General features: G+C 52.8%; 21 protein-coding genes. 3 read left to right on the forward strand and 18 right to left on the reverse strand.

What is annotated here, in order from left to right; translation table 11 throughout:
• The coding region (locus G497_RS0115005; protein ID WP_027188755.1) for a beta strand repeat-containing protein at positions 1-3,862 on the forward strand (3,862 nt) is incomplete at its 5' end.
• 307 nt (positions 3,863-4,169) lie between these two features.
• Here the strand turns inward: G497_RS0115005 and icd are convergent.
• Entirely contained in the window at positions 4,170-5,312 is a 1,143-nt protein-coding gene (gene icd, locus G497_RS0115010; protein ID WP_027188756.1) for an NADP-dependent isocitrate dehydrogenase, read from the reverse strand.
• Positions 5,313-5,327: 15 nt separating this feature from the next.
• A complete protein-coding gene (locus G497_RS0115015) occupies positions 5,328-7,154 on the reverse strand; it encodes a triose-phosphate isomerase (RefSeq protein WP_027188757.1) in 1,827 nt (608 codons plus the stop codon).
• Between the two features lie 143 nt (positions 7,155-7,297).
• Between G497_RS0115015 and gluQRS the strand changes: the two genes are divergently transcribed.
• Both gluQRS and rbr read left to right on the forward strand, forming a co-directional pair.
• Positions 7,298-8,269 carry a tRNA glutamyl-Q(34) synthetase GluQRS gene (gene gluQRS / locus G497_RS18590; protein ID WP_034638230.1) on the forward strand — a complete coding sequence of 324 codons (972 nt, stop codon included), beginning with the start codon at positions 7,298-7,300 and terminating at the stop codon, positions 8,267-8,269.
• A 107-nt stretch (positions 8,270-8,376) separates the two neighbouring features.
• Positions 8,377-8,949: a rubrerythrin gene (gene rbr, locus G497_RS0115025; protein WP_027188758.1), complete on the forward strand. Its 573-nt coding sequence runs from the start codon at positions 8,377-8,379 to the stop codon at positions 8,947-8,949.
• Positions 8,950-9,063: 114 nt separating this feature from the next.
• Here the strand turns inward: rbr and G497_RS0115030 are convergent, their stop codons facing one another.
• The 16 genes from G497_RS0115030 to G497_RS0115105 form a co-directional block, all read right to left on the reverse strand.
• Positions 9,064-9,687: a hypothetical protein gene (locus G497_RS0115030; RefSeq protein WP_027188759.1), complete on the reverse strand. Its 624-nt coding sequence runs from the start codon at positions 9,685-9,687 to the stop codon at positions 9,064-9,066.
• Positions 9,688-9,768: 81 nt separating this feature from the next.
• Positions 9,769-10,146 carry a hypothetical protein gene (locus tag G497_RS0115035; protein WP_034638233.1) on the reverse strand — a complete coding sequence of 126 codons (378 nt, stop codon included), beginning with the start codon at positions 10,144-10,146 and terminating at the stop codon, positions 9,769-9,771.
• 193 nt (positions 10,147-10,339) lie between these two features.
• Positions 10,340-11,641 carry a transcription termination factor Rho gene (gene rho, locus G497_RS0115040; protein ID WP_027188761.1) on the reverse strand — a complete coding sequence of 434 codons (1,302 nt, stop codon included), beginning with the start codon at positions 11,639-11,641 and terminating at the stop codon, positions 10,340-10,342.
• 406 nt (positions 11,642-12,047) lie between these two features.
• Complete coding sequence (locus tag G497_RS0115045; protein WP_027188762.1) at positions 12,048-12,554, reverse strand: CarD family transcriptional regulator; 507 nt, start codon at positions 12,552-12,554, stop codon at positions 12,048-12,050.
• A 291-nt stretch (positions 12,555-12,845) separates the two neighbouring features.
• Positions 12,846-13,445: an aminoacyl-tRNA hydrolase gene (pth, locus tag G497_RS0115050; RefSeq protein ID WP_027188763.1), complete on the reverse strand. Its 600-nt coding sequence runs from the start codon at positions 13,443-13,445 to the stop codon at positions 12,846-12,848.
• A gap of 167 nt (positions 13,446-13,612) precedes the next feature.
• Entirely contained in the window at positions 13,613-14,014 is a 402-nt protein-coding gene (locus G497_RS0115055; protein WP_027188764.1) for a F0F1 ATP synthase subunit epsilon, read from the reverse strand.
• A gap of 8 nt (positions 14,015-14,022) precedes the next feature.
• Positions 14,023-15,438 carry a F0F1 ATP synthase subunit beta gene (atpD, locus tag G497_RS0115060; RefSeq protein WP_027188765.1) on the reverse strand — a complete coding sequence of 472 codons (1,416 nt, stop codon included), beginning with the start codon at positions 15,436-15,438 and terminating at the stop codon, positions 14,023-14,025.
• Between the two features lie 18 nt (positions 15,439-15,456).
• Complete coding sequence (locus tag G497_RS0115065; RefSeq protein WP_027188766.1) at positions 15,457-16,332, reverse strand: F0F1 ATP synthase subunit gamma; 876 nt, start codon at positions 16,330-16,332, stop codon at positions 15,457-15,459.
• 13 nt (positions 16,333-16,345) lie between these two features.
• The gene (gene atpA / locus G497_RS0115070) at positions 16,346-17,854 is read right to left on the reverse strand and encodes a F0F1 ATP synthase subunit alpha (RefSeq protein WP_027188767.1); all 1,509 of its coding nucleotides are present in this window, start codon (positions 17,852-17,854) and stop codon (positions 16,346-16,348) included.
• Positions 17,855-17,858: 4 nt separating this feature from the next.
• A complete protein-coding gene (gene atpH, locus G497_RS0115075; RefSeq protein WP_027188768.1) occupies positions 17,859-18,410 on the reverse strand; it encodes an ATP synthase F1 subunit delta in 552 nt (183 codons plus the stop codon).
• Complete coding sequence (locus G497_RS0115080) at positions 18,407-18,970, reverse strand: F0F1 ATP synthase subunit B (RefSeq protein WP_027188769.1); 564 nt, start codon at positions 18,968-18,970, stop codon at positions 18,407-18,409. Before G497_RS0115080 ends, atpH begins: the two co-directional genes overlap by 4 nt.
• A gap of 43 nt (positions 18,971-19,013) precedes the next feature.
• Entirely contained in the window at positions 19,014-19,430 is a 417-nt protein-coding gene (locus tag G497_RS0115085; protein ID WP_027188770.1) for a F0F1 ATP synthase subunit B, read from the reverse strand.
• Positions 19,431-19,538: 108 nt separating this feature from the next.
• The gene (locus G497_RS18595; RefSeq protein WP_051258222.1) at positions 19,539-19,943 is read right to left on the reverse strand and encodes a bactofilin family protein; all 405 of its coding nucleotides are present in this window, start codon (positions 19,941-19,943) and stop codon (positions 19,539-19,541) included.
• Between the two features lie 95 nt (positions 19,944-20,038).
• Positions 20,039-21,154 (reverse strand): rod shape-determining protein RodA, encoded by a 1,116-nt coding sequence (gene rodA, locus G497_RS0115095; protein ID WP_027188771.1) that lies wholly within the window; start codon positions 21,152-21,154, stop codon positions 20,039-20,041.
• Positions 21,151-23,061: a penicillin-binding protein 2 gene (mrdA, locus tag G497_RS18600; protein WP_084516355.1), complete on the reverse strand. Its 1,911-nt coding sequence runs from the start codon at positions 23,059-23,061 to the stop codon at positions 21,151-21,153. The genes rodA and mrdA overlap by 4 nt, the downstream gene beginning before the upstream one ends.
• Complete coding sequence (locus G497_RS0115105; protein ID WP_027188772.1) at positions 23,051-23,515, reverse strand: hypothetical protein; 465 nt, start codon at positions 23,513-23,515, stop codon at positions 23,051-23,053. The genes mrdA and G497_RS0115105 overlap by 11 nt, the downstream gene beginning before the upstream one ends.
• Positions 23,516-23,558: the final 43 nt, after the last annotated feature.

Genomic DNA, 23,558 nt, shown 5'->3' on the forward strand with positions numbered 1-23,558 from the left:
TATTATTGGCAACATCAAGGGCTATGCCGCTGCCAACAAGGGCAACACGGTGGTGGACCTGGGGGCCGGGGATGATGCATTGAACATCACCTCCAGTGGCACCACGGCTGCCGTGCAGTTTGCCACGGTGCTGGGCGGCGCGGGGAATGACAGCATGCGCATAACGTCTGGCGGGGCCATGACTGGCTCTGCCATTAGCGGCGGGGACGGTAACGACACCATTGAATACACAGGCAGCCTTGCCGCAGCTTCCACCACTGCCAACACCATTACAGGCGATGCTGGGAACGACTCCATTCGCATCAACACTGGTGTGGCCATGTCCTACACAGACATTGACGGTGGCACGGGCACCGACATTGTGCGCTTGGAAAGTTCTGTGCTGAAACTGACAGTCATGAGCTCCCAAGCATTTCTGGAAGGAGGCACGGACGCCGCTGGCGACCTCATAGACCGCCCGGCAGGAGATGGCACCACCCACCAGATTGGCGACATGTTGAGCCTGGACCGCAACCTTTCGGTAGATTCCAACGGTACGGCTACGGCTTCCAGCGGCACAGGCACCTTCGCCCTTGGGGGCATCACCACCACCAATACCACCGGGTTTGAAGCCCTGCACCTGGACTACACAGGCGGCACAGGCATGGACTTGATAGATATTGATAAAGTACTGGCTGGCTTTGATACCAAGAACTTTGAAGGCGTTATGAAGTCGCTAGTGTTTACCGGGGATAGTAACGACAAGTTCGCCTTGCCCGCAGGTTTTACTAAGGTGAGTGAAAACATACAACTGAATGGCTTTACTGAGCCGTTTGCCTGCTACAAAGGCATGGTGAATGGGCAGGAAACCTTTATTTACCTGGAAACTGGAGCCAATGCCCCAAGCATAGTGCAGGCTGACGACCGCTTTGTTATGTACACAGGCAGCACCGCCGCCAACATCAATGGCAAGGTCATTAAGGGGGATGTGAAGCATAACGATGCCGATTTTGCCAGAATGGTGAGCGCGGGCAGCGTGGCTACCCTGTACGGCACAGCCACCATTAATGCGGATGGCACCATTACCTATGTGCTGGCCGCCAACGCCGCCACCCTTATGGGCACAGGCACCACACGAGTATTGGATTACATTACGTATGAGTATGAAGACAGCCATGGTATAACCCACCAGAAAACCGTTGAAGTGGTTGTGGTGAGGGATGCCGCAGGCAAGTGGACTTCCCCGGACGACATAGACGGCGAAACGCACCAAACGTATGTGGCGTTTACGGGCGCAGACCAAAGCGCTTCCAGCGACACAGACGGCGTTGGCCCCATAGCTGGTAACGACACCGTGCGCATAGATTACAACCTGACCAACAGCAGCGTGAACCTGAAGAGCGGTAATGATGACCTGACCTTGAAGGGCACGCTCACCTCCAGTGCTGCTGCCTCCATAAGTAAAATTGATGCTGGCGACGGCAACGACCTGCTCACTATTATTGGCAACATCAAGGGCTATGCCGCTGCCAATAAAGCCAATACGGTGGTGGACCTGGGGGCGGGGGATGATGCATTGAACATCACCTCCAGTGGCACCACGGCTGCCGTGCAGTTTGCCACGCTGCTGGGTGGCGCGGGGAATGACAGCATACGCATAACGTCTGCCGGGGCCATGACAGGCTCTACCATTAGCGGCGGGGCAGATAACGACACCATTGAATACACAGGCAGCCTTGCCGCAGCTTCCACCACCGTCAACAGTATTACAGGCGATGCCGGGAACGATTCCATCCGCATCAATACTGGCGTGGCCATGGCCTACACCAGTATAGACGGTGGCACGGGCACCGACATTGTGCGCCTGGAAAGTTCTGTGCTGAAACTGGCAGCAGTTGGTGCAGGCACTACCCTGAACGGCGGCACAGACGCCGCAGGCGACCTTATTGACCGCCCGGCAGGCGATGGCACCGCCCACCAGATTGGCGACATGCTGAGCCTGGACCGCAATCTTTCGGTAGATTCCAACGGCACTGCCGCAATTTCAGGCGGCACAGGTACCTTCGCTTTTGGGGGTATAACCTCCACCAATACGACGCAGTTTGAAGCCCTGCACCTGGACTACACAGGCGGCACGAGCATGGACCTGATAGACATTGCCAACGTGCTGCGGGACTTTGATACCAAGAACTTTGAAGGTGTTATGAAGTCGTTGGTGTTTACAGGCGACAAAGCCGACATGTTTGCCTTGCCCGCAGGCTTTACTAAGGTGAGCGAAAACATACAACTGAATGGCTTTACTGAACCGTTTGCTTGCTACAAGGGCATGGTGAATGGGCAGGAAACCTTTATTTACCTGGAAACCGGGCCAAATGCCCCGGTTATAGTACAGGCTGACGACCGCTTTGTTATGTACACAGGCAGCACCGCCGCCAACATCAACAGCAAGGTCATCAAGGGCGATGTGAAGCACAACGATGCCGACTATGCCCGCATGGTGAGTACGGGTACGGTGAACACCCTATACGGCAAGGCAACGTTTAATGCAGATGGCACCATTACCTATGTGCTGGCAGCCAACGCCGCCACCCTTATGGGCACAGGCACTGCCCCGGTGAAGGATTATATAACCTATGAATATGAAGACAGCCTTGGCATAACTCACCAGAAAACCGTGGAAGTTGTGGTGGTGCGCGACCCGCAAGGCAAGTGGATTTCCCCGGACAATGTGGATGGCGAAACGCACCAGACGTATGTGGATATTGACTCTGGTGGTTCAAGTTTGGTGGCCCAGGAAGCAAGCAAGGGGAATGATATTTTTACCAGCAACTCCACTTTGGCAAATGCCAAAGTGGCACTTGGCGAAGGTGATGATACTTTCAGTTCAACCGCACCATTGGCTGGGGTCGTTCTTGACATGGGGGATGGAGATAATTTGGTAACTATTAGGGGTACTACCCATGCTGAAGGTGTGGTAAAGAACGGCAATATACTTACCGGTAGCGGAGATGATGTTATAGACCTTTCTGGATTTGGCGGCACTTACGGGAATGTTGCATTCAACGGAGGAAATATTTTTACAGGGGCTGGAAATGATAGTGTGGGGCTGCATGGGGAGGGAATAAGGGCTTATACTCTTAGCTCATATAACGGTGATAGCTTGATTAATCTTGGCGACGGTGATGATACCCTTTCCATAACCAGTACATATCAGCCGTACACTGCTAATGTTGCTTTGGGCGTTATGGCGGGCTATGGGAACGATGTCACGATACAAGGGGGAAGTGGAAATGACCTTATCCAAATTAGTTCGTCTAATATCGCACTTACGGCATACTACATGGCTTTTGGGAAGATAGTCATTGATGGGGGAAGCGGGAATGATACGCTGGAGCTAACGGCAGGGACGGCATTTTCTGGATCATGTGGTTCTTATGCTCAGCTTGGGAGTACGAACACCAAAAGTTATGTCTTCCTTGATGGTGGCACGGGTGAAGATCTGTTGCATTTACACTTGGATAAATTAGCTGCCGGAGAAATGGACTCCTTGGGGCGATTGTATACCAATGCCACTGTCACTAACTTCGAGAATATCCTCTTAGACATGGAAGGCAGTACCAAAAACTCTCTTACCCTTACCCAGGCTATGCTGGACAACCTTGCCAAGTCTTCCTGGGCAACGGCCAGTGCTTCCGGCGGGGCAAGTGACGCCAATTTGTACGTACGTGGCGATTCCAACGATACCTTGAACCTGAAAGCTACAGGCGTTACCTGGAACCAAAGTGGCACGGTAACGGAAGATGGCAGAATATACGAACACTGGCAGGATAATAAAGGCCATGACCTGTTTGTTGAACAGCAAGTTATTCTGATTACTTCTTAAGGCGAAAAACAAGGCGGCACAGGGGAACGTATGCCTGTGCCGCTTGCCCTGCCTTTTTAATTGCCGCCCCTGGTGCCAGCTGCCGGGGGCGGTTTTGTGTGTGTGGGGGAAGGGTGATGGCGTTGGAGAAAAGGCAAAAGGCATGAATACTGGTTCCCTGCCTACGCAGGGAAGACGGAGTGGGAGGCGCGTAGGGGAGTGGTGGTGGCGTAGGGGAGTGGGTGCGTGCGTGGGCGCGTAGGGGGAATGACGGCGTAGGGGAGTGGTATGGGGAGGCCTGAGCCTCCCCAATTATGCGTTATTTCGCTTACAGGGCAGCAGTTACCAGCTCGCCGAACTCTTTGCAGCCCACGGTTATTGCCCCGGCCATTTGGCGGGCCAGGTCTTGGGTGACAGTGCCTGCGGCAATGGCCCCTTCCACGGCGCGGGTAATGCGCGTGGCGGCCTCATTCCAGCCCAGGTGTTCCAGCAGCATGGCCCCGCACAAAATAAGGCTGCCGGGGTTTGCCATGTCTTTGCCGGCAATGGCCGGTGCCGTGCCGTGGGTGGCTTCGTAAAACGCCAGGGAGTCCGACATGTTCACGCCGGGGGCAAGGCCAAGGCCGCCCACCTGGGCAGCAATGGCGTCGGAAAGGTAGTCGCCATTCAGGTTAGGGGTGGCAAGCACGTGGTAGCGTTCCGGGTTCAGCAGGGCTTCCTGGAACATGGCATCGGCAATGCGGTCGTTTACCACAAGCTTGCCTGCCTGGGGGGCTTCTTCGGTGCAGGTGGTTTCGGCAAATTCTGCGGCAGCCAGTTCATAGCCCCAGCGGCGAAAGCCGCCTTCCGTAAACTTCATGATGTTGCCTTTGTGCACCAGGGTAAGGCCGGGCAAGCCCTGGGCCAGGGCAAAGCGCAGGGCGCGGCGCACAAGGCGCTTGCTGCCAAACTCTGTCATGGGCTTCACGCCCACTGCGGCATCGTCGCTTATTTTAGCGCCAAATTCTTCACGCAGAAAGGCCACCAGCTTTTTGGCTTCCGGGGTTTTGGCGTCGTACTCAATGCCAGCATACACGTCTTCCGTATTTTCCCGGAAAATGGTCATGTTTACGCGCTCCGGGTGCTTTACCGGGCTGGGTACACCTGTGAAGTGGCGAATGGGGCGAATGCAGGCATACAGGTCCAGGGTTTGGCGCAGGGCCACGTTGAGGCTGCGAATGCCGCCCCCCACCGGGGTGCCCAGCGGGCCTTTCATGGCCAGTTCAGCCCCTTGCAGGGTGCGCAGGGTGGCTTCTGGCAGGGGGGTGCCCTCGGCTTCATAGGCCTTGTTGCCAGCCAGGAGTTCCTGCCAAACCAAGCGGCGCTCCGTGCCATAGGTTTTGGCAATGGCGGTTTCAATTACCGGGCGGGCAGCCTGCCACACTTCAGGGCCAATGCCGTCGCCTTCAATCCAGTATACGGTTTTTTCCATGGGGGTGGGCATGGGTTATTCCTCTTCTTCAATCTGGTTTTCGTATTGCAGGGCATCGGCACGGCGCAGCAGTTCCTGAAGTTGTATGTCTGCCCCTACAACCCCCACAATGGCGTCATTTTGGTCAGTAATGGCGCAGGAAACCGTAATAATAAGCTGCTTGGTATGGAACGATTGGTACACATCCATAATGTGCAGGTCGCCAGTGCGCATGGGCACCTTGTACCATTCGCGGTCGGAGTAGTCGTGAGCGGGCTGAATGCCTGTGTAATGGGTGGCATAGGCCGGGTCTGCAAAGGAGAAGCACACCAGCTTGCCGCTAACATCCACCGCGTACAGGTACTGGATGAAGGGGTATTCGCCCACAAACTGATCCAGGCTGGTACAGTGCCCGTTTTTGGCCTGCATCAAGCCTGTGTCCTGGGCCAGACGGCGCAGCACGCTGGCGGAAAGCTGCCCGGCAAATGCCTTCATGCGTTCAAATTCGGTGGTGAACAGTTCGGGCATGGCGCGGCGCACAAGGGTTGTCATTTCCTTGTTGGAGAAAGACGTGTTGCGCCCCTTGGCGTAGGCTTCCATAATTTCGTCATAAATTTTGCCCACAGCAGGGTGCTTTTTGGAAACAGCCTTGTCCCCTTCCAGGCGCAGGGTGTTGTTCACCCAGTAAGCAACGCCGGAACGGCCGGATTTGTCTGTAATAATAATGGGCACAGGGCGGCCGAGCAAGGCGGTGGTGTCGAAAATGTTGTAGATTTCCTCGTTCTTGGAAAGGCCATCCACATGCACGCCAGCGCTGGTGGCGTTAAAGTCTTTGCCCACAAAGGGGTAGTTGTCGGGAATGCGGTAGTCCAGTTCGGTTTCAAAATATTCCCCGATCTGGTTGATAACCGTGGTGTCTGCCGCGCTGTCGTCCCCGGTAAGGGAAATGTATTCCACCACAAGGGCTTCCAGGGGGGTGTTCCCCGTGCGTTCCCCAAAGCCAAGCAGGGTGCCGTTTACTGCGCCGCAGCCGGAAAGCCAGGCCGTGACCCCGTTTACCAGGGCTTTGTGGAAGTCGTTGTGCCCGTGCCATTCAAGCCATGCACCGGGTACACCTGCGTCGGCAGTGAAGGCATTAACAATGCGCTGCACCGAGCGTGGCAGCGCGGCACCAGGGTAGGGCATGCCGTAGCCCATGGTGTCGCACAGGCGAATTTTAACGGGCATGGCGCTTTGCTTGGCCAGTTCCATAAGGCGCTGGGCAAGGGGAATGCAAAAGCCGTAAATGTCGGCCCGTGTGATATCTTCAAAGTGGCAGCGCGGCACAATACCCCATTCCAGGGCTTGGGCGGCAAGGCGGAAATATTCATCCGCTGCCTGTTCGCGTGTTTTGCCCAGCTTCAGGAAGATGTGGTAGTCGGAAACGCTGGTGAGCATGCCCACTTCATCAAATTCCATGGAACGGGCAAGTTGCAGGTCGTCTATGTGGGCCCGAATCCACCCGGTAATGCGCGGGAAGCGGTACCCACGGGAGCGGCATACCTCAATGGCCTTGCGGTCTTTTTCCGAATACATGAAAAATTCCGTGGCATGAATCAGCCCGGTTTTGCCCCCAAGTTTGTGCATCAGGTCAAAAATTCTGGCAATTTGCTTTACTGAATAGGGGGGGCGGGCCTGTTGACCGTCACGGAAGGTGGTGTCGGTAATATGAAGTTCTTCTGCCGGGCTTGGGGCCAGAATCACGTTGTCAAAGTTGCTTCGGCAAATGCTGGAGTAGGGGAACAGGTCGCGGTACAGTTCAGGCGTGTCCGGTGTTTCCAGCGAAAACTTTTTCAATGCTCTGGTATGAGGCAGAATGGGCATGACGGCTCCAAAGCGGGGTGTTAAAGGGTTTCTGCGTTGCTGTGAACAGGAAAGATGATAGAAGGCTCGGTGGTGAGTGTCAAGAAGTTAGGGCTTCTCTCCCCCTTTATTTCCCGGCAATATACGGCTATACTCTTCTTGTTATGATACGCGCCCGCCTTGCCCCAAGCCCCACCGGAAACCTGCACCTTGGCAACGCCTGGGCCTTTTTGCTGGCCTGGCTTTTTGCCCGGCAGGCAGGGGGCACCCTTGTGTTGCGTATGGAAGATATTGACCCTGCACGGTCCCGCCCGGAATTTGTGCAAGGCATTTTGCACGACCTTGCCTGGCTTGGGCTGGACTGGGATGAAGGCCCGGATAACGGTGGCCCCTATGCCCCCTACACGCAAAGCCAGCGCCTTGCCCGTTATGCGGCAGCCCTGGAAGCCTTGGCAGCCCAAGGGCACACCTACCCATGTTACTGCACGCGCAAAGAATTGCGCAGCCTTGCCGGGGCACCCCATGCCGGGGAACTGGGGCCGCCATACCCCGGGCTATGCCGGGGGCTTTCCCCGGCTGCGTGCCTTGCCCATGAAGCGGCAGGCAGGCGGGCTGCTGTGCGCGTTGCCATTCCCCCCCAGTATGCCACCATGGCGTTTGAAGACGGCATTCTTGGGCCGCAGGAGTTTTCCTTGCATGAAGAGGGAGGCGACTTCGCCGTGCGCCGTTCCGACGGGGTATATGCCTACCAGCTTGCGGTGGTGGTGGACGACCTTGCCATGAATATTACCCAGGTGGTGCGGGGCAGCGACCTGCTTTCCAGCACTCCCCGGCAGATGTTGCTGGCCCATTTATTGGGGGGGCACCCCCCGGCTTACTTGCATGTGCCCCTGTTGGTGAATGAGGCAGGAGAGCGCCTTGCTAAAAGGCATGATTCCCTTGCCCTGTGTGCCTTGCGGGAGGCCGGGGCTTGCCCCCGTGCTGTAGTGGGGTGGCTGGCTTTTTGGGGTGGACTGGTGGAGCGCCCAACCCCCATGGCACCGCAGGAACTGGTGGGCACGGCCCACATGGCGGCCTTGCAACGCCAAGTGGTGCGCCTGCCATATGATTGTGGCAGTTTACTTTCAGGAAAATAGCCGCTGGTTTTTTCCTCGCCACGCCTTGCTTTTTTCTATGGGTTGTGTAGTGTAGAACCAGCAATTGGCAATAATTCACAATTCTATTATACCGAAAGGAGTTTCATATGAAGTCTTTGAAAGGTACCCAAACCGAAAAAAATATCCTCACCGCTTTTGCCGGGGAATCTCAGGCTCGTAACCGCTACGACTTTTTTAGCAGTGCGGCCAAGAATGAAGGCTTTGTGAAAGCGGCTGAAATTTTTACCATTACCGCTGCTCAGGAAAAGGAACATGCCAAGCGCTTGTTCAAATTTTTGGAAGGGGGCGATGTTGAAATTGTAGCCGCCTACCCAGCGGGTATTATTAGCTGCACAGAAAATAACCTTGTGGCTGCTGCCGCTGGTGAGAATCACGAACATACTGAAATGTACCCCTCTTTTGCCGCTGTGGCTGAAAAAGAAGGCTTTGGGGAAGTGGCTGCTACCATGCGTTCCATTGCTGTGGCAGAAGCCATGCATGAAAAGCGTTTTCTTGATTTTGCCAAGAACATTAAAGAAGGCCGGGTATTTGTACGCGAAGCACCGGTTACATGGTACTGCATTAACTGCGGCTATGTGGTGGATGGCAAGAGCGCCCCGGAAAAGTGCCCTGCATGCGCCCATGCCAAAGCCTATTTCACTGTTACCTGCTCCAAGTAAGCAAAGAGTAGCGGAACAGATCTCAAAAAGAAGCAGGCGGGTTGCACCCGCCTGCTTCTTTTTGAGGCCGTACTCTGTGTTGTACGGCAAAACAGTGTTGTCTCAATAGTCCCGCTATAGCTTTGCCCCGGAAAAGTCACAGTCTTCTGGCTTCTTTTTGGTGTGCTTGGCGTTAAACGTGTCTGTTACGTCAAACCAATATTCACGGTGCACCTGGCGGGAAATGGCGCGGGAAGCAGAGGTGGCTCTTTCGTGCAGGTTTTTCTTGGAAAGCTCTGCATATAGGGCCGGGGCGGTGCGTTCTGCAATAACGTGCATGTGCGCGCGCCATACAGCGTACATTTTCCCATTACGGGTACACACCGTGCGGGCAACCCTGCCGTGGTCAACCACCAGCAGGCGTTCTCCTTTGGCCGGAGTTTGGGAAAACTCCACTTCATTGCGCAGGCGTACCAGCTTGCTTTCAAGAGGAATAGTGTTGTGGTACTGCTGTTTTGGCTTCCCGCGGGGTACTGCAAGAACAATGGCAGTTGACTGCCCGTAGCCCCAGCCGCCAGCAATGGCATAGCCGGTGCCCCCTGGTACGGAAGAAGCTTGTGGGCCTTTGCTTTTTTGCATGGTGGCATGGGGCTTTTCAGGAAAGCTTGGCACCACCGGGGTTGGCTTTTTCTTTTCGGCGCAGCCGCTGGCAATTGCCAGGCACAAGAGAAGGGTAAGCAGAATGGAGCGTTGTTTCATATAAGATGGTGCAGGGTAAGCGGTTGCAAAAAATGATGTGGAAAATGCCAGCAGAAGAAAGCGGCACTCTGCCGTGCGTGGTTATTCCGACTGCAATGCACAGAGCCGTTCAATGAGAAGGTCCAGGTTGTTGGGGGTGCCTTTAACGTGGGTGTCTGGGTAGAGCAGGGCAAACATATAAAAGTGTGAGCCAAGGCCCAGGGCTGCTTCTGCTGAAGTAGAAAACTGCTTGATGGCATTCATGGCAATAACCGATTCTTCCGGGGCAAGGGCCTGCCCAAGGGGGCAAGCGTTGTCTGCCAGTTCTGCCAGCATTGTGGCTTTTTCTTCCATCAGGTCGCGGAAGGTGGTGCTGCTATGCGCCTGCAAGGCAACTTCTGCCTTTGCTTCAATGGAGCGTATGCTGGCGGCCGTGTTTCGCAGCAGTTGAATAAGCGCACTCAGGGCGGGGGTGGACATGGTTCCTCCAGACATAAACGGGTTGCACAGGCGTGTGGCATGTTGCCGCAGTAAATGCCTACACAAGAGTGCAGTATACGCGGAAAATTACAATTCTCAACGAAAAGTTGCGGCTGCCGTGAATACTCCACACCAGTCCACACATAAAATAAACCGGGGTACAAGGCGTTGCCCCGTACCCCGGTATTGTGGACTATTTATTCATGGAGTTCAAGAAGTCGTTGTTGTTTTTTGTGGATTTCATTTTTTCCAGCAAAAACTCCATACTGTCTATGGGGTTCATGGGAGAAAGAATTTTACGTAAAATCCACACCCGTTTCAGAATATCTTCGGAAAGGAGTAACTCTTCTTTGCGTGTACCGCTCTTGTTAATGTCCATGGCAGGGAAGACACGTTTTTCGGAAAGGTGGCGGTCCAGGTAAATTTCCATGTTCCCGGTGCCCTTGAATTCTTCAAAAATCACTTCGTCCATGCGTGAACCTGTGTCAATAAGGGCTGTGGCAATAATGGTCAGGCTGCCACCTTCCTCAATATTTCTGGCGGCACCAAAAAAGCGCTTGGGGCGTTGCAGGGCGTTGGCGTCTAGGCCACCTGTAAGCACCCGGCCGGAAGAGGGCGTTACGGCGTTGTACGCACGACCAAGGCGGGTAATGGAGTCCAGCAGTATAACTACGTCGCGTTTGCGTTCCACCAGGCGTTTTGCTTTTTCCAGAACCATTTCACACACTTGTACGTGGCGCTGAGGTGGTTCGTCAAAGGTGGAAGAAATAACCTCGGCATTTTTTACGGTGCGTTCCATGTCGGTTACTTCTTCGGGGCGTTCGTCAATAAGCAGTACAATAAGGTAAATGTCTGGGCGGTTGGCATTAATGGCATTCGCCATGTTTTGCAGCAGAATGGTTTTGCCTGTGCGGGGGGGGGCAACAATAATACCGCGCTGCCCGCAGCCAATGGGGGCCATAAGGTCAATAACCCTGCCAGCATTGGAAGAATTGCCATTTTCAATGGGAATGCGACGCTCAGGGTAAATGGGCGTGAGGTTATCGAAAAGGACAAGGTTTTTGGCGTTGGCAGGTGGTTCAAAGCTGATTTCGTTGACCTTGAGCAGGGCAAAGTAGCGTTCGCCTTCTTTGGGGGGGCGAATTTGTCCGGAAACAATGTCGCCTTTGCGCAGGCTGAAACGCCGAATTTGGGAGGGGGAAACATAGATATCGTCAGGCCCAGGCATATAGCTGCACAAAGGGGAGCGCAAAAAGCCAAAACCGTCAGGTAAGATTTCCAACACGCCATCGCCAAAAATAGCCCCGTTTTGTGAGGCGCAATTTTGCAGCAGGGCAAAAATAAGCTCCTGCTTACGCATGCTGCTGGCATTTTCTACATTATAGGCCTCGGCTAGGGCCATGAGGTCTATCATGCTCTTTGTTTTCAGTTCAGAAAGATTCATGCCTTGTTCATCTGTTTCCATGGCGGGTGTGGCGCTTTTCTTTTTACGCATAATGGATATAAGGGTTAGTTTGTTCGGCGAAAGGAGAAGCCAGACGGGGCCGCATTCCACAAATGGGGAAAACGGGTAAAGACACACATGATTGTTGCATAGTTATATAATAAGCATGGGCAAACATGCGTGAACTTGCAGTTGCTTTATCCGGAAAAGGGTTGTGTCATTAGGTAAGGCATACGGTTCAAAACAGTGTCAGAAGTGTGAATAGAATGGTCCTTTCCCCAAGGGGAAACTTATACCCATGGCAAAACGTAACACCAATGTGTTATGCCGAGCTGCACTATGGAGTAAAACAGACGAATTGAATAAGATGGATGCGTATACCTGCTATCATTGTGGCAGCAATAATGCAGAAACGATTTCTCGCTACCTAACGTAACTTCTTCCTGTTGGCAAGGACTTATTCTTTTTTTTCCAGAATATCTGCAAAATACGCTTCGATATCGGCTTTTATTGTCTCAACAGAGCGCTCAAGCACCATGCTGAGCTCTGAAACCACAAGCCCCATGGCTTGTTCCAGCAGGCGGCGTTCTCCGAAGGAAAGATCTTTTTCCCCACTAATGAGCAACAGGTCTTTAACTACATAGCATACATCCACCAGAGCAGCACTTTTCAGCCGTTCGGTATATTCACGGTAGCGGCGGTTCCAGTTTTGCCCGGTGTAGCCGGTGAAGCCGGTGCGGTTTTCAAATGAGGTCAACACGGCGGCTGCTTCAGTGGGAGAGCATAAAGTACGCAGGCCTACGGCAGTTGCATTAGCCACAGGCACCATGGCGGTTACGTTGTTAGTAATTATTTCAATAATGTAGAAGGCAACTTCTTGCCCGCCAACATTTTTGTGTTCAATTCGAAGCACTTTACCCACCCCTTGGGTTGGGTATACTATAAGCTGTTCAGGGGTAAACACGAAAGGCTCCTGGTCATAAATCCCGTGCTTCACTGTGCGCGGGAATGCCCGGTTTGGCAAAATGGCCAAAAAGAGAAGGAAGGGCGTTGGCTATACATGGGGGAGGGAAAAGATGAGTACGCTCTTTTTTAGAACATACGCTACGAACCAGGTTTCGTCTAGGGGCAAGGGCGGGAATAAACATTTCCGTGGCAGGAGCCCGCAGGATTTGAACTTGCCAGCGCGAAACCCGGAAGCGGAGCGCCCATGGCGAGAGCGATACTGAATGAAATGAGTTAAGTGTGCAATAGTCTATGGAGTCACAGCAGGCAGGGCAAAGGAATTACAGCGGGTTTGGGCTTCGCGTTCTTTCCCTTGCATGTGCAAATACAGCACATCACACGCCTCTGTCATAAGTGTGGGCAGGTGGGCACGTTCTTCTGCACTAAAGCGCCCCAGCACGTAGGAAGAGGTATCAAAGCCCAGCGGCTTGCCAACACCCAGGCGAATGCGGTGAAAGTTGGGGGTGCCCAGGTGCTGCTGGAGCGATTTGAGCCCGTTATGGCCTGCATTGCCGCCGCCGCATTTCATTTTCATGCGGCCAAAGGGAATGTCAACCTCGTCGTGAAGGGCCACAACGGTTTCGGGCTGCACTTTATAATAATGCAGTATGTGGGCAACGGCTTCACCACTTTTATTCATATAGGTTAGTGGCTTGGCAAAAAGCCATACACCGCTAGCCACTTTGGTTCGCCAGAGCTCATACGGGGCTTTTTTGGCAGCAATGGTGTCTGCGCTGTTGGCAAGACCTGCCAAAAAAGCATCCACAACCATAAAACCAAAGTTGTGGCGCGTTAGCTCGTATTCTTTGCCTGGGTTGCCAAGCCCAACGATGAGTCCGGAAATTTCCATATAATTGTAGGGGTAAAGGTTTGCAGCAAGGCAGCAATATAGCGTATTAGCTGCAAGCGGTAAAGGCGGAAGTGAGTACGCGAAGGGAAAAAACAGTTGCCGCCACAGTGCAAAAGCGCTGTGGCGGCAAAGTGCATACACCTGGAAGGTGCAGACGTGGCTGCGCGTTACCCCCTGTTTGCCAGGTTCAACCGGGTAACTGCGCGGGTCAGGGCTGCTTCCGCACGCAGGTTGTTAGTGTTCTCGTTTTTTGCCGTAAGGCGTGCTTCCGCACGCTTTCTGGCTTCATCGGCGCGGGCGGTGTCAATGCATTCTGCTTCTTCTGCTGATTCTGCCAAGATGGTTACCTTGTTATCGGAAACCTCGGCAAAGCCACCGGAAATGAAGACAAAACGGGTTTTGCCTTCAGCTTTGTAATGCAAACCGCCAATGGCCAGAGCGCTAAGGAAGGGAATGTGACTGGCCATAATGCCAAATTCACCTTCCACGCCTGGCGCACCCACATAGTCCACTTCCTTGCTCAGCACAAGGTGGTCTGGGGTGACTATTTCAAGCTGGAGTGATGCCATGACCCCTCCTATTGTTCCGCCGTGCGCTTCTTATACTTTTCTTCAGCCATCTCAATGCCGCCTACCATGTAGAAGTCTGCTTCACCAAGGTGGTCGTACGTTCCTTCAAGAATGGCTTTGAAGGCTTTAATGGTATCATCAATCTTAACGTATTCCCCTGGAGTGCCTGTAAACACTTCCGCCACGTGGAATGGCTGAGAGAGGAAACGCTGAATGCGGCGTGCGCGTGCCACCACAAGCTTATCTTCGTCGGAAAGTTCATCCATACCAAGAATAGCAATGATGTCCTGCAAATCTTTATACTTTTGCAGAATTTGCTGTACAGAGCGAGCCACTGCGTAGTGTTCAGCTCCTACAACCTGGGGGTCAAGAATACGTGAGGTGGAGTCCAGCGGATCCACAGCCGGATAAATGCCCAATTCTGCAATTTGACGTGAAAGCACGAGTGTTCCGTCAAGGTGCGAGAAGGTGGTGGCAGGGGCAGGGTCTGTCAAGTCGTCAGCAGGTACGTAAACGGCCTGCACGGAAGTGATGGACCCTTTGTTGGTGGAGGTAATGCGTTCTTCCAGGCCGCCAAGGTCGGTGCCAAGGGTAGGTTGGTAACCCACGGCAGAAGGCATGCGCCCGAGCAGAGCAGATACTTCAGAACCAGCCTGAGTAAAGCGGAAGATGTTGTCAATGAACAACAGCACGTCCTGACCTTCTTCATCACGGAAGTATTCCGCAACGGTAAGGGCAGTCAGGGCCACGCGTGCGCGTGCTCCTGGAGGTTCATTCATCTGGCCATACACCAGGGCAGCTTTTTCAAGAATGCCAGCATCCTTGAATTCGTGGTACAAATCGTTCCCTTCACGGGTACGCTCACCAACACCTGCAAACACGGAAAGACCGCCGTGTTGCTTGGCAATGTTGTTGATCATTTCCATGAGAATAACGGTTTTGCCAACGCCTGCACCACCAAAGAGACCGATTTTGCCACCCTTGGGGAAGGGAATAAGCAAGTCAACCACTTTAATGCCGGTTTCCAGCAGTTCCACCTTGGTGTTCTGTTCAACGAATGCTGGAGCAGAACGGTGAATGGGCATGTACTGCGTTGCTTCAACTGGGCCCATTTCGTCCACAGGACGGCCCACAACGTTAATGATGCGGCCGAGAGGCGCTTTGCCCACAGGGGCCATAATGGGCTTGCCTGTGTCGGTAACGGGCATGCCACGTACAAGGCCTTCTGTTGCGTCCATGGCAATGGTACGAACAATATTGTCGCCCAAGTGTTGTGCCACTTCGCAAATAAGGTCTGGTGCGTTGGGGTTGTTTTGGTTTTTGATTTCAAGCGCAGTGAAGATGTTGGGCAGTTTTCCAGCGGAAAACTCAACGTCCACAACCGCGCCAATAACCTGCACGATTTTGCCGATATTAGCACTCATATCTGTTACGCTCCCTTGTTAGCCGTTGAGCGCCTCAGCGCCGCCCACGATATCCATAAGGTCTCTGGTAATGGCAGCCTGCCTTGTTTTGTTAAACAAAAGCGTGAGAGCAGCTGTCATGTCGTCACAACTACGTGTTGCATTATCCATGGCAGCCATTCTTGCGGCATGCTCGCTGGCAGAGGTGTCCAGTAGTCCCCTGTAAATCTGCACCTTAATAAAGCGGGGCAGAAGTTCCGCCAACAACCCGTTCACCTCGGGTTCGTAGATATACTCTTTGGTTACCCCGGTTTTTTCTTCAATGCTTTCTGCTGGGGCAATGGGCAACAGTTGCAACGTGGTGGGTGTTTGCCGGGCAAGGCTGACAAACTGGCCATAAATCAGGAATACTTCATCCAAATCCGCGGAAAGGAAATGGTCAATTACCTGTAGCCCCACCTTGTTAGCCAGGGTAAAGTCGAACTGGTTCATTTGGCCTGTAAGCTGCATGGGTAGTTCGTACCCTGTTTTTGAAACGGCATCGCGGGCTTTTTTGCCCACACAGTAAAATGCCACTTGTTTGCCTTCTGCTTTTTTCGTGGCAGCAAGCTTGAGGGCCGCGTTGATGATGTTGACGTTAAAGCTACCACACAGGCCTCGGTCTGAGGTTGCAATGATAATTCCTGTCTTTTTCACGTCATCACGGGCCGCAAGCAGCGGGTGGGCTGTTTCGTCGGTTTTTCCGGCAAGGTCTGTGAGCATGCCGTAAAACTTTTCCGCGTAGGGACGAAACCGCTCAATTCGCGTTTGGGCTCCACGTAATTTAGCAGAGGCGACCATGTTCATGGCCTTGGTGATCTGCTTGGTTTTTTTAACCCCGCCGATCTTACTTTTGACATCCTTTAGAGAAGCCATTTATGCCTCCGAATTATGCCTTGAAGCCCTTTTTGAATTCATCTATCGCTGCCCCGAGCTTTGCTTCAATCTCTTTGTCCAGCGCTTGTTTTGTTTTGATCTCTTCAACAAGAGCAGCCTTGCTGCTACGCAGGTCATCAAGCAACCCTTTTTCAAAGGCTCTCACATCACTCACAGGAATATCATCCATAAAGCCTTTGGTGGCTGCATAAATGGAAATAACCTGTTCGTGGGCTGGCATGGGTTCGTATTGTGGCTGCTTTAACAGTTCCACAAGGCGGGCACCACGGTTCAGCTTTTGCTGTGTGCCTTTGTCAAGGTCAGAACCGAACTGGGCAAATGCTGCCAGTTCACGGTACTGGGCAAGGTCAAGGCGCAGAGTGCCTGCCACTTGCTTCATAGCTTTAATTTGGGCTGCACCACCCACGCGGGAAACGGAAAGCCCCACGTTTACGGCAGGACGAATGCCCGAGTTAAAGAGGTTCGGCTCCAGGTACACCTGCCCATCGGTAATGGAAATTACGTTGGTGGGGATGTAAGCGGAAACGTCGCCAGCCTGTGTTTCAATAATGGGCAGGGCTGTAAGGGAACCTGCACCCTGGGCGTCTGACATTTTGGCAGAACGCTCCAGAAGGCGTGAGTGCAAGTAGAAAACGTCGCCGGGGAATGCTTCGCGGCCTGGGGGGCGGCGCAGCAACAGGGACATTTGCCGGTAGGCAACAGCCTGCTTGGAAAGGTCATCGTAAATGATAAGGGCGTGTTTGCCATTATCCCGGTAAAACTCTGCCATAGCTGTGCCAGAGTAAGCGGAAATGAACTGCAATGGTGCGGGTTCAGAAGCGGTGGAGCAAATGATGGTGGTGTATTCCAAGGCGCCGTATTTGCGCAAGGTGTCTGCCACCAGGGCCACAGTGGACTTCTTTTGCCCAATGGCAACGTAGAAGCAGTGAATGCCGGTTTCTTTTTGTGCCAGAATGGCATCAATACAAACGGCAGTTTTTCCGGTTTGGCGGTCACCAATAATAAGTTCGCGCTGCCCACGACCAATGGGGGTCATGGCGTCGATGGCCTTAATACCGGTGGGCATGGGTTGATGCACTGATTTACGTGCAATAATACCAGGTGCTTTTAGTTCCACCGGGCGAAATTCTGTGGCAGCCACAGGTCCAAGCCCGTCAATAGGTTCCCCAAGCGGGTTGAGTACACGGCCCATAACGGCGTCGCCCACTGGCACGGAAAAGATTTTCCCCGTACGTTTGACGATGTCGCCTTCTTTAATGGAGGTGTCTTCACCCAGTAGCGCTACCCCTACGTTGTCTGCTTCGAGGTTTAGCACCATCCCCATGAGACCACCTGGGAACTCCAGCAGCTCCATGGCCATGGCGTTACTCACACCGTACACGCGGGCAATACCATCGCCCACAGACAATACGATGCCTGTTTCGCTCATTTCCACGCGCTGATCGAAGTTTTGGATTTGCCCTTCGATGATTTTACTGATTTCTTCCACTTTAATCTGCATGGCCCTACTCACCCCTCTTGATGGTGTCTTTGAGGATGGAAAGTTGTGCACGCAGGCTTGCGTCCATAACTTGGTCGCCTACCTTAAGCACAACGCCCCCAAGAATTTCCGGGGAAACGCCGAAATTGAGAAGTAATGTCCGTTTTGCCTGTTTTTCCAGCTTTGCCACAAGAGCTTTCTTGTGTTCCTCATCAAGGGTTACTGCTGTAAGAAGCTGGCCACGCATAACGCCTTTTTCAGCGTCAAGCAGGCCATTGTATTCTTCTGCAATGCCTTCAATGCTGGAAAGTCGCTTTTTTTCTGCTAGCAGCAGGCAAAAGTTGAGAATGGTGCCCCCAAACTTGAGCTTTTTCGCAAGCGCTTTGATGATGGCGGTTTTATCCCCCACCGAAAAAATAGGGCTGCGAAATACCTGGGCAAGGTCAGGTGATGCGGCAACAGCAGTCCTGATGGACTCCAGCGCTGCGGCATTATTTTCAAGCTCTTGCAGGCTTGTTCTTTTGCCCAGTGTAAAAAGCGCTCTGGCGTACCTGCGCGCTACAATGTTGCTGGTCAATTGAGCACCACCTTTGTTAGATATTTATCGATGAGCTTGCTATGCTCTTCTGCGGAAAGCTTCTCTTGCAGGAGCTTTTCCGTGGCCTCCACAATTTTTTCTGCCATTTCAGCGCGCATGGCTGTAATAGCAGTATCAATTTCATAGTTGGCAGTTTTTTGGGCCTGTTCAGCCATTTGCCGGGCTGTTTTTTCAGCCTGGGCAACAATTTCTGCTTTAATGGCTTCGCCCTGTGCGCGGTAGTCGCGCAGAATGGTCTGGCGCTCAGCTTCAAGGTTGGCTATGCGCTTTTCCACATCAGCCAGGTTTTGCTGTGCTACAACCTTGCGGTTTTCAAGGGAGCTTATTTCAGCCGCAATGCTGTCTGTTCTGGCTTTGAAAAAGGCTTTGATTTTGGCACCAAAAAAATAGGTAAGAATACCTACAAAACCAGCAGCGGTAATGATGCGGTAAAGGAAGTTGCCCCAGGGCAGGGCGTGCTGTTCAGCGGAAGCAAAAGCAACCTGGGTGGACATGAGCAGAATGGCGATGGAAAACAAGGTAAGTTTGAGCGAGCGCACGCAAAACCTCCTCAACGCACTCACGGCGTAGCTTAAAAGACTGTTAGCCAAAAATTTTGTTCATTGCCTTGGCCGCAAAATCATCCACACGGGAAAGCAGAACCTGTGTTGCCTGCTGCGATTCTTTTGCAACACGCTGGCGCGATTGTGCAACAAAGGCCTGTGCTTCAGCCTGGGCTTGGGCAATAATTTTGTGTTCTTCGGTAATGGCTTCTGCCTTCACGGCTTCACGGGCTTGAATAGCATTGCTGCGCGCTTGGGTAAGGGCAGCTTCATAGGAGGCAATTTTTTGGTTGGCACTTTCGGTGAAAGTAGCAATTTCGTTGGCGTAGCCTGTAATAAGTTTATTTCGAGTTCCAATTTGTTCACGCACCGGCTTAATAAGCAAGTAGTTAAGAAAGACAATGGTGACAACAAAGTTAATGAACTGAATAACTATTGTACTGTCGATCTTAATCATATCTTCCATTACAGAGTCTCGCTTGTCAGAAGGTTGTGAAAAAAAACGCGACTAAGAAAGGTTAACGGATAAGAGGACTTATGTAAAGCGTTTTTTCTTCTCCGAGTATTACTGCTCAATGCTTTTGGCGGTAAAGTCTTGTGATTCTTGCTCAAGAGGGAGCGTGGCAGTTACGCTGGTTGTACTGTCTTTGTGCATGTCCAGTGTGCCTTGCAAAATGGCACCTTCCTCCATTTCCAGGCGTGGTGTGGTAACCGAGCCAAATACCTCTGCTTCTTTATGCAGAATGATAATTTTTGTGGCGACAACCTGGGCATGTATGGAACCGTTCACCATGAGTTCCCCCACCTGTACTTTGCCATGAATGGTGGCTCCCTTGCCCACAATCAAGCGGCCTTCCGAGATAATTTCTCCTATAAACACGCCATCAATACGCACGGTGCCCATGAAGCTCAGCTTTCCGTTATATTCTGTGCCTGCGCCCAACAGGGCGGTAAATCCATCTTTTCCCATATGTGTATCCTTTGTTTCTTCGTTCACAGTAAAGCCCAAAATCATTCGGTGTGCAGAATTCTGGTATGGCAAACAATAAAGGGCTGTGTATAACGTTATTGTGATTTAAACATGAAGCGGCGCATGGAAACATTGAGTACTAAGCCCAGCAAAATGCCGTTCACGATCATGGCTGTGCCGCCATAGCTGATAAAAGGCAGTGGAATGCCCACCACGGGCATAAGGCCCACAACCATGCCAATATTAATAAGAATTTGCCAGAAAAAGTAAAAGAAAACCCCTGCACATAAGGTGCTGCCAAGGCGGTCTTTGGCATCTCTTGTTGTTACTATAATGGAAAGCAGAAAAAGGCAAAACAGGGTCATTAAGGTAATTGTGCCTACAAAGCCCCATTCTTCCCCAAACACGGCAATGGCAAAGTCTGTGTGTTTTTCCGGCAGAAAGCGCAGCTTGCTTTGGGTGCCTTCAAGGAAAGAGTTGCCCCACATGCGACCAGAGCCAATGGTGATTTTAGACTGGCTGATGTGGTAAATGGCCTTTGCCGAAGCTTTGGCCGGATTAATGAAAGAATATACCCGTTCCTTCTGGTAGTCCAGCAGGGTAAACCACCCGATGTAAGCAAGAATTGGAAACCCTATGAGGCAGGGAATGAACACAGACATGCGGATGCCTGTAAACAAAATCATACCCCCCACCAGCAGGAGCAGGTTCAGCGTTGTGCCAAGGTCGGGCTGGCTAAGAATGAGCATGCAAGGAACGCTGCAAATAAGTAAAATGCTAATAAAAGAGCCCCACCCCAGTGGTTTGGAATGCTTAGAAAGCATTACCGCAGCCATCAGCAAAACGCTGATTTTGGCAATTTCACTGGGTTGCAGGTTGAAAAAACCAAAGGAAAGCCAGCGCTTGGCATTGTTTACCACAACGCCAAACGGGGGAACCAGGGCAAGCAACACAACGGAAATAAGGAAAAAGGGCAAAGCAAGCGTTTTAATATGACGGTAGTCAAAACTCGCGCACACCAGCATGCAGGTAAGCCCGGCAAAAGCCCAAATAATCTGCTTTTCAAAAAAAGGAAGAATTTGGTAGCCGTCTTCGGTGCGCACGCTACTGGCGGAATAAAGGTTCACAATGCCCACGGTGAACAGCAATAGGGTACACCCTACAAGCCCCCAGTTTGCATGGGCAATAAGGCGTCTGTCCATAGCGCTCATAAGTGTTCACCTGCATCCTGGTTGCCAGGCAATGGCCTTTGTTTTTTCAGGCTGGCATCACGCTGGGCAGGTGGGGCAGGTTGTTGTGCCCCTTCGGGAGTCTCTTCTTTTTTGGATGGGGCCACGTAGCCTGGGGGCGGACCAAACAAGGCACGGTACACTGTGGCAGCCACCGGGCCAGCCGTGGAGCTGCCCCCACCGCCGTGTTCCACCATGACCACCACCACATAGGTTTTTCCATCTTTCTTTCCGTAAGAAGCAAGCCAGGCATGGTCGCGGTGGTAGTAGGCCATCTCTTCTTTCTTCAGCCGCCGGTCGCCAATGCGCACAACCTGTGCGGTTCCTGTTTTGCCGCCCATTACAGCATCCGTACGCCGAATAACCCGTGCAGTGCCAGTTTCCGCCGTAATGCGCATGCCTTCCAAAATCAGGTCGCGGTGTGCCTGGGGAATGGGGATAACCCCGCGCACGTCCATTGCCTCATCTTCCAGCAGGCTGGGTTTGACCAGTTTTCCTTCATTGAGCAAAGCGCTCATGAAGGAAGCCATTTGAATGGGAGTAACCAGGGTAAACCCCTGGCCAATGGAAACGTTGAGGGTTTCCCCGCGTTGCCAAGCTTCTTTCAGGCGGCTGGCCAGTTTCCAGGCTTTGCCGGGCACAAGGCCGGAGCGTTCATGGGGCAAATCAACCCCTGTGGGGCTGCCAAAGCCACAGGCCTTGGCAAAACGTTCAATATTATCAATGCCTATCTTCAGGCCCATTTCGTAATAATACACGTCGCACGATTCCACCAGGGAGCGCAGCATGTCCACCGTGCCGTGCCCCCCCTGCTTCCAGCAGCGGAACACGCGGTTGCCCAGGGAGACGCTGCCAGAGCAGAATACTGTGGTGCTGGGGTTGATTTTTTGCTCCAGAAAAAGGCCTGCCATCATGAGCTTCCATACAGAGCCGGGGGGGTAGACGCTTTGAATGGAGCGGTTCTGCATGGGGTGGCGGGGGTCTTCGCGCAGGGTTGCCCAGTCTTTGGCCGAAAGCTTGGCTGTAAACAGGTTGTTGTCAAAGGCAGGCTGGCTTACCAGGGCACGAAGTTTGCCAGTTGCTGGCTCCATAATGATAACGGCTCCGGCTTCATTGCCCAGCGCTTCCGTGGCGGCTTTTTGCAGTTCCGCATCCAGGGAAAGGGTAATGTTTTCCCCCGCTATGGGAGGCTCTTCCTGGATTTTGCCAAGTTGCCTGCCCAGGGCGTCCACCTCGATGATATTTTTGCCTTTGGTGCCGCGCAGGCGGTCTTCCAGGGTCAGCTCCAGCCCCAGCTTGCCTATGCGGTCGCCCAGGGCAATGTGCTTGTCGGCGTTAATTTCCGAAGAGTTTGCCTCAGCCACATAGCCAAGAATGTGGGCAAACAGGGGACCGTCCGGGTAAAAGCGACGCTGGCGGGTAACAATGGAAAGCCCCGGCCAGTGGTACAGTTCCTTTTCAATGGCAATAACCTGCTCAAAGGGAATATCGGTGGTGAGCAGTTGCGGTTCAAAGGGCTGCACGTCTTTTTTATCTTGCTGGAACTTGGCCTGCAAGGCTTCCAGGGGAACGTTTGTCCATTGGCTTACCTGGGCCAGGGTGGCGGGAATGTCTGGGCAGTCTTCGCGCGTTATGGCAATGCAGTAGGCGGCGCGGTTTTCCGCCAGCAATTTGCCGTGCAAATCCAGAATGATACCTCTGGTGGCGTATATCTGCTGGGTGCGGGTACGGTTGGCAAATGCCTGGCGGGAAAATTCTTCACCCTTGAGCAGTTGCAGGTACCAAAAACGCAGCACAAAAAGCAGGAACAGGAATACCACTAGCCCATACAGAATATACAGGCCGCTTCGCGGAGTGGGGGAAACTTCGGTTTTTACTTCAATTGACATGGCGCATGGCGGCGGGGCGCAGCAGGTAGGCCAGGCCCCAGATGAGAGGGATAGTCACGGAATGTTGGATGCCTTGTTCGACAAGTTCCATGTAGCTTATGGCAATGTCTTGCACGCTACACATAAGCCAGGTGAGAAAAATATGGTACAGCCCCATGCTTGCGGAAAGCATCATAACAAACAGTAGGTTATCTGCTACGAACAGCTTGGCACTAAGGTGAAACAGCAATATGGTGCCGCCATACCACAGCATGGCAGTGCCAAACATAAGGCTTCCTGCCCCTTCCTGAATGATGCAAAACACAAGGAACAGCCAGGCCGTTTGCCACGGCTTGCCCTGCTGCAAGGCCAGTAAAAAGCCAGGCGCCAGAGCGTCCAGCCCAGGCACTTGTTGCTGTAACACCATGGCGCACAGCACATACAGGCACCACCAGATGAAAAGCCAAATATTCATGCCAGCCCTTTAATGACCATTGCAAAACTGCGCTTTGCGTGCT

The organism is Desulfovibrio cuneatus DSM 11391, from assembly GCF_000430005.1.
In the GTDB taxonomy this organism is placed as follows: Bacteria; Desulfobacterota; Desulfovibrionia; order Desulfovibrionales; family Desulfovibrionaceae; genus Frigididesulfovibrio; species Frigididesulfovibrio cuneatus.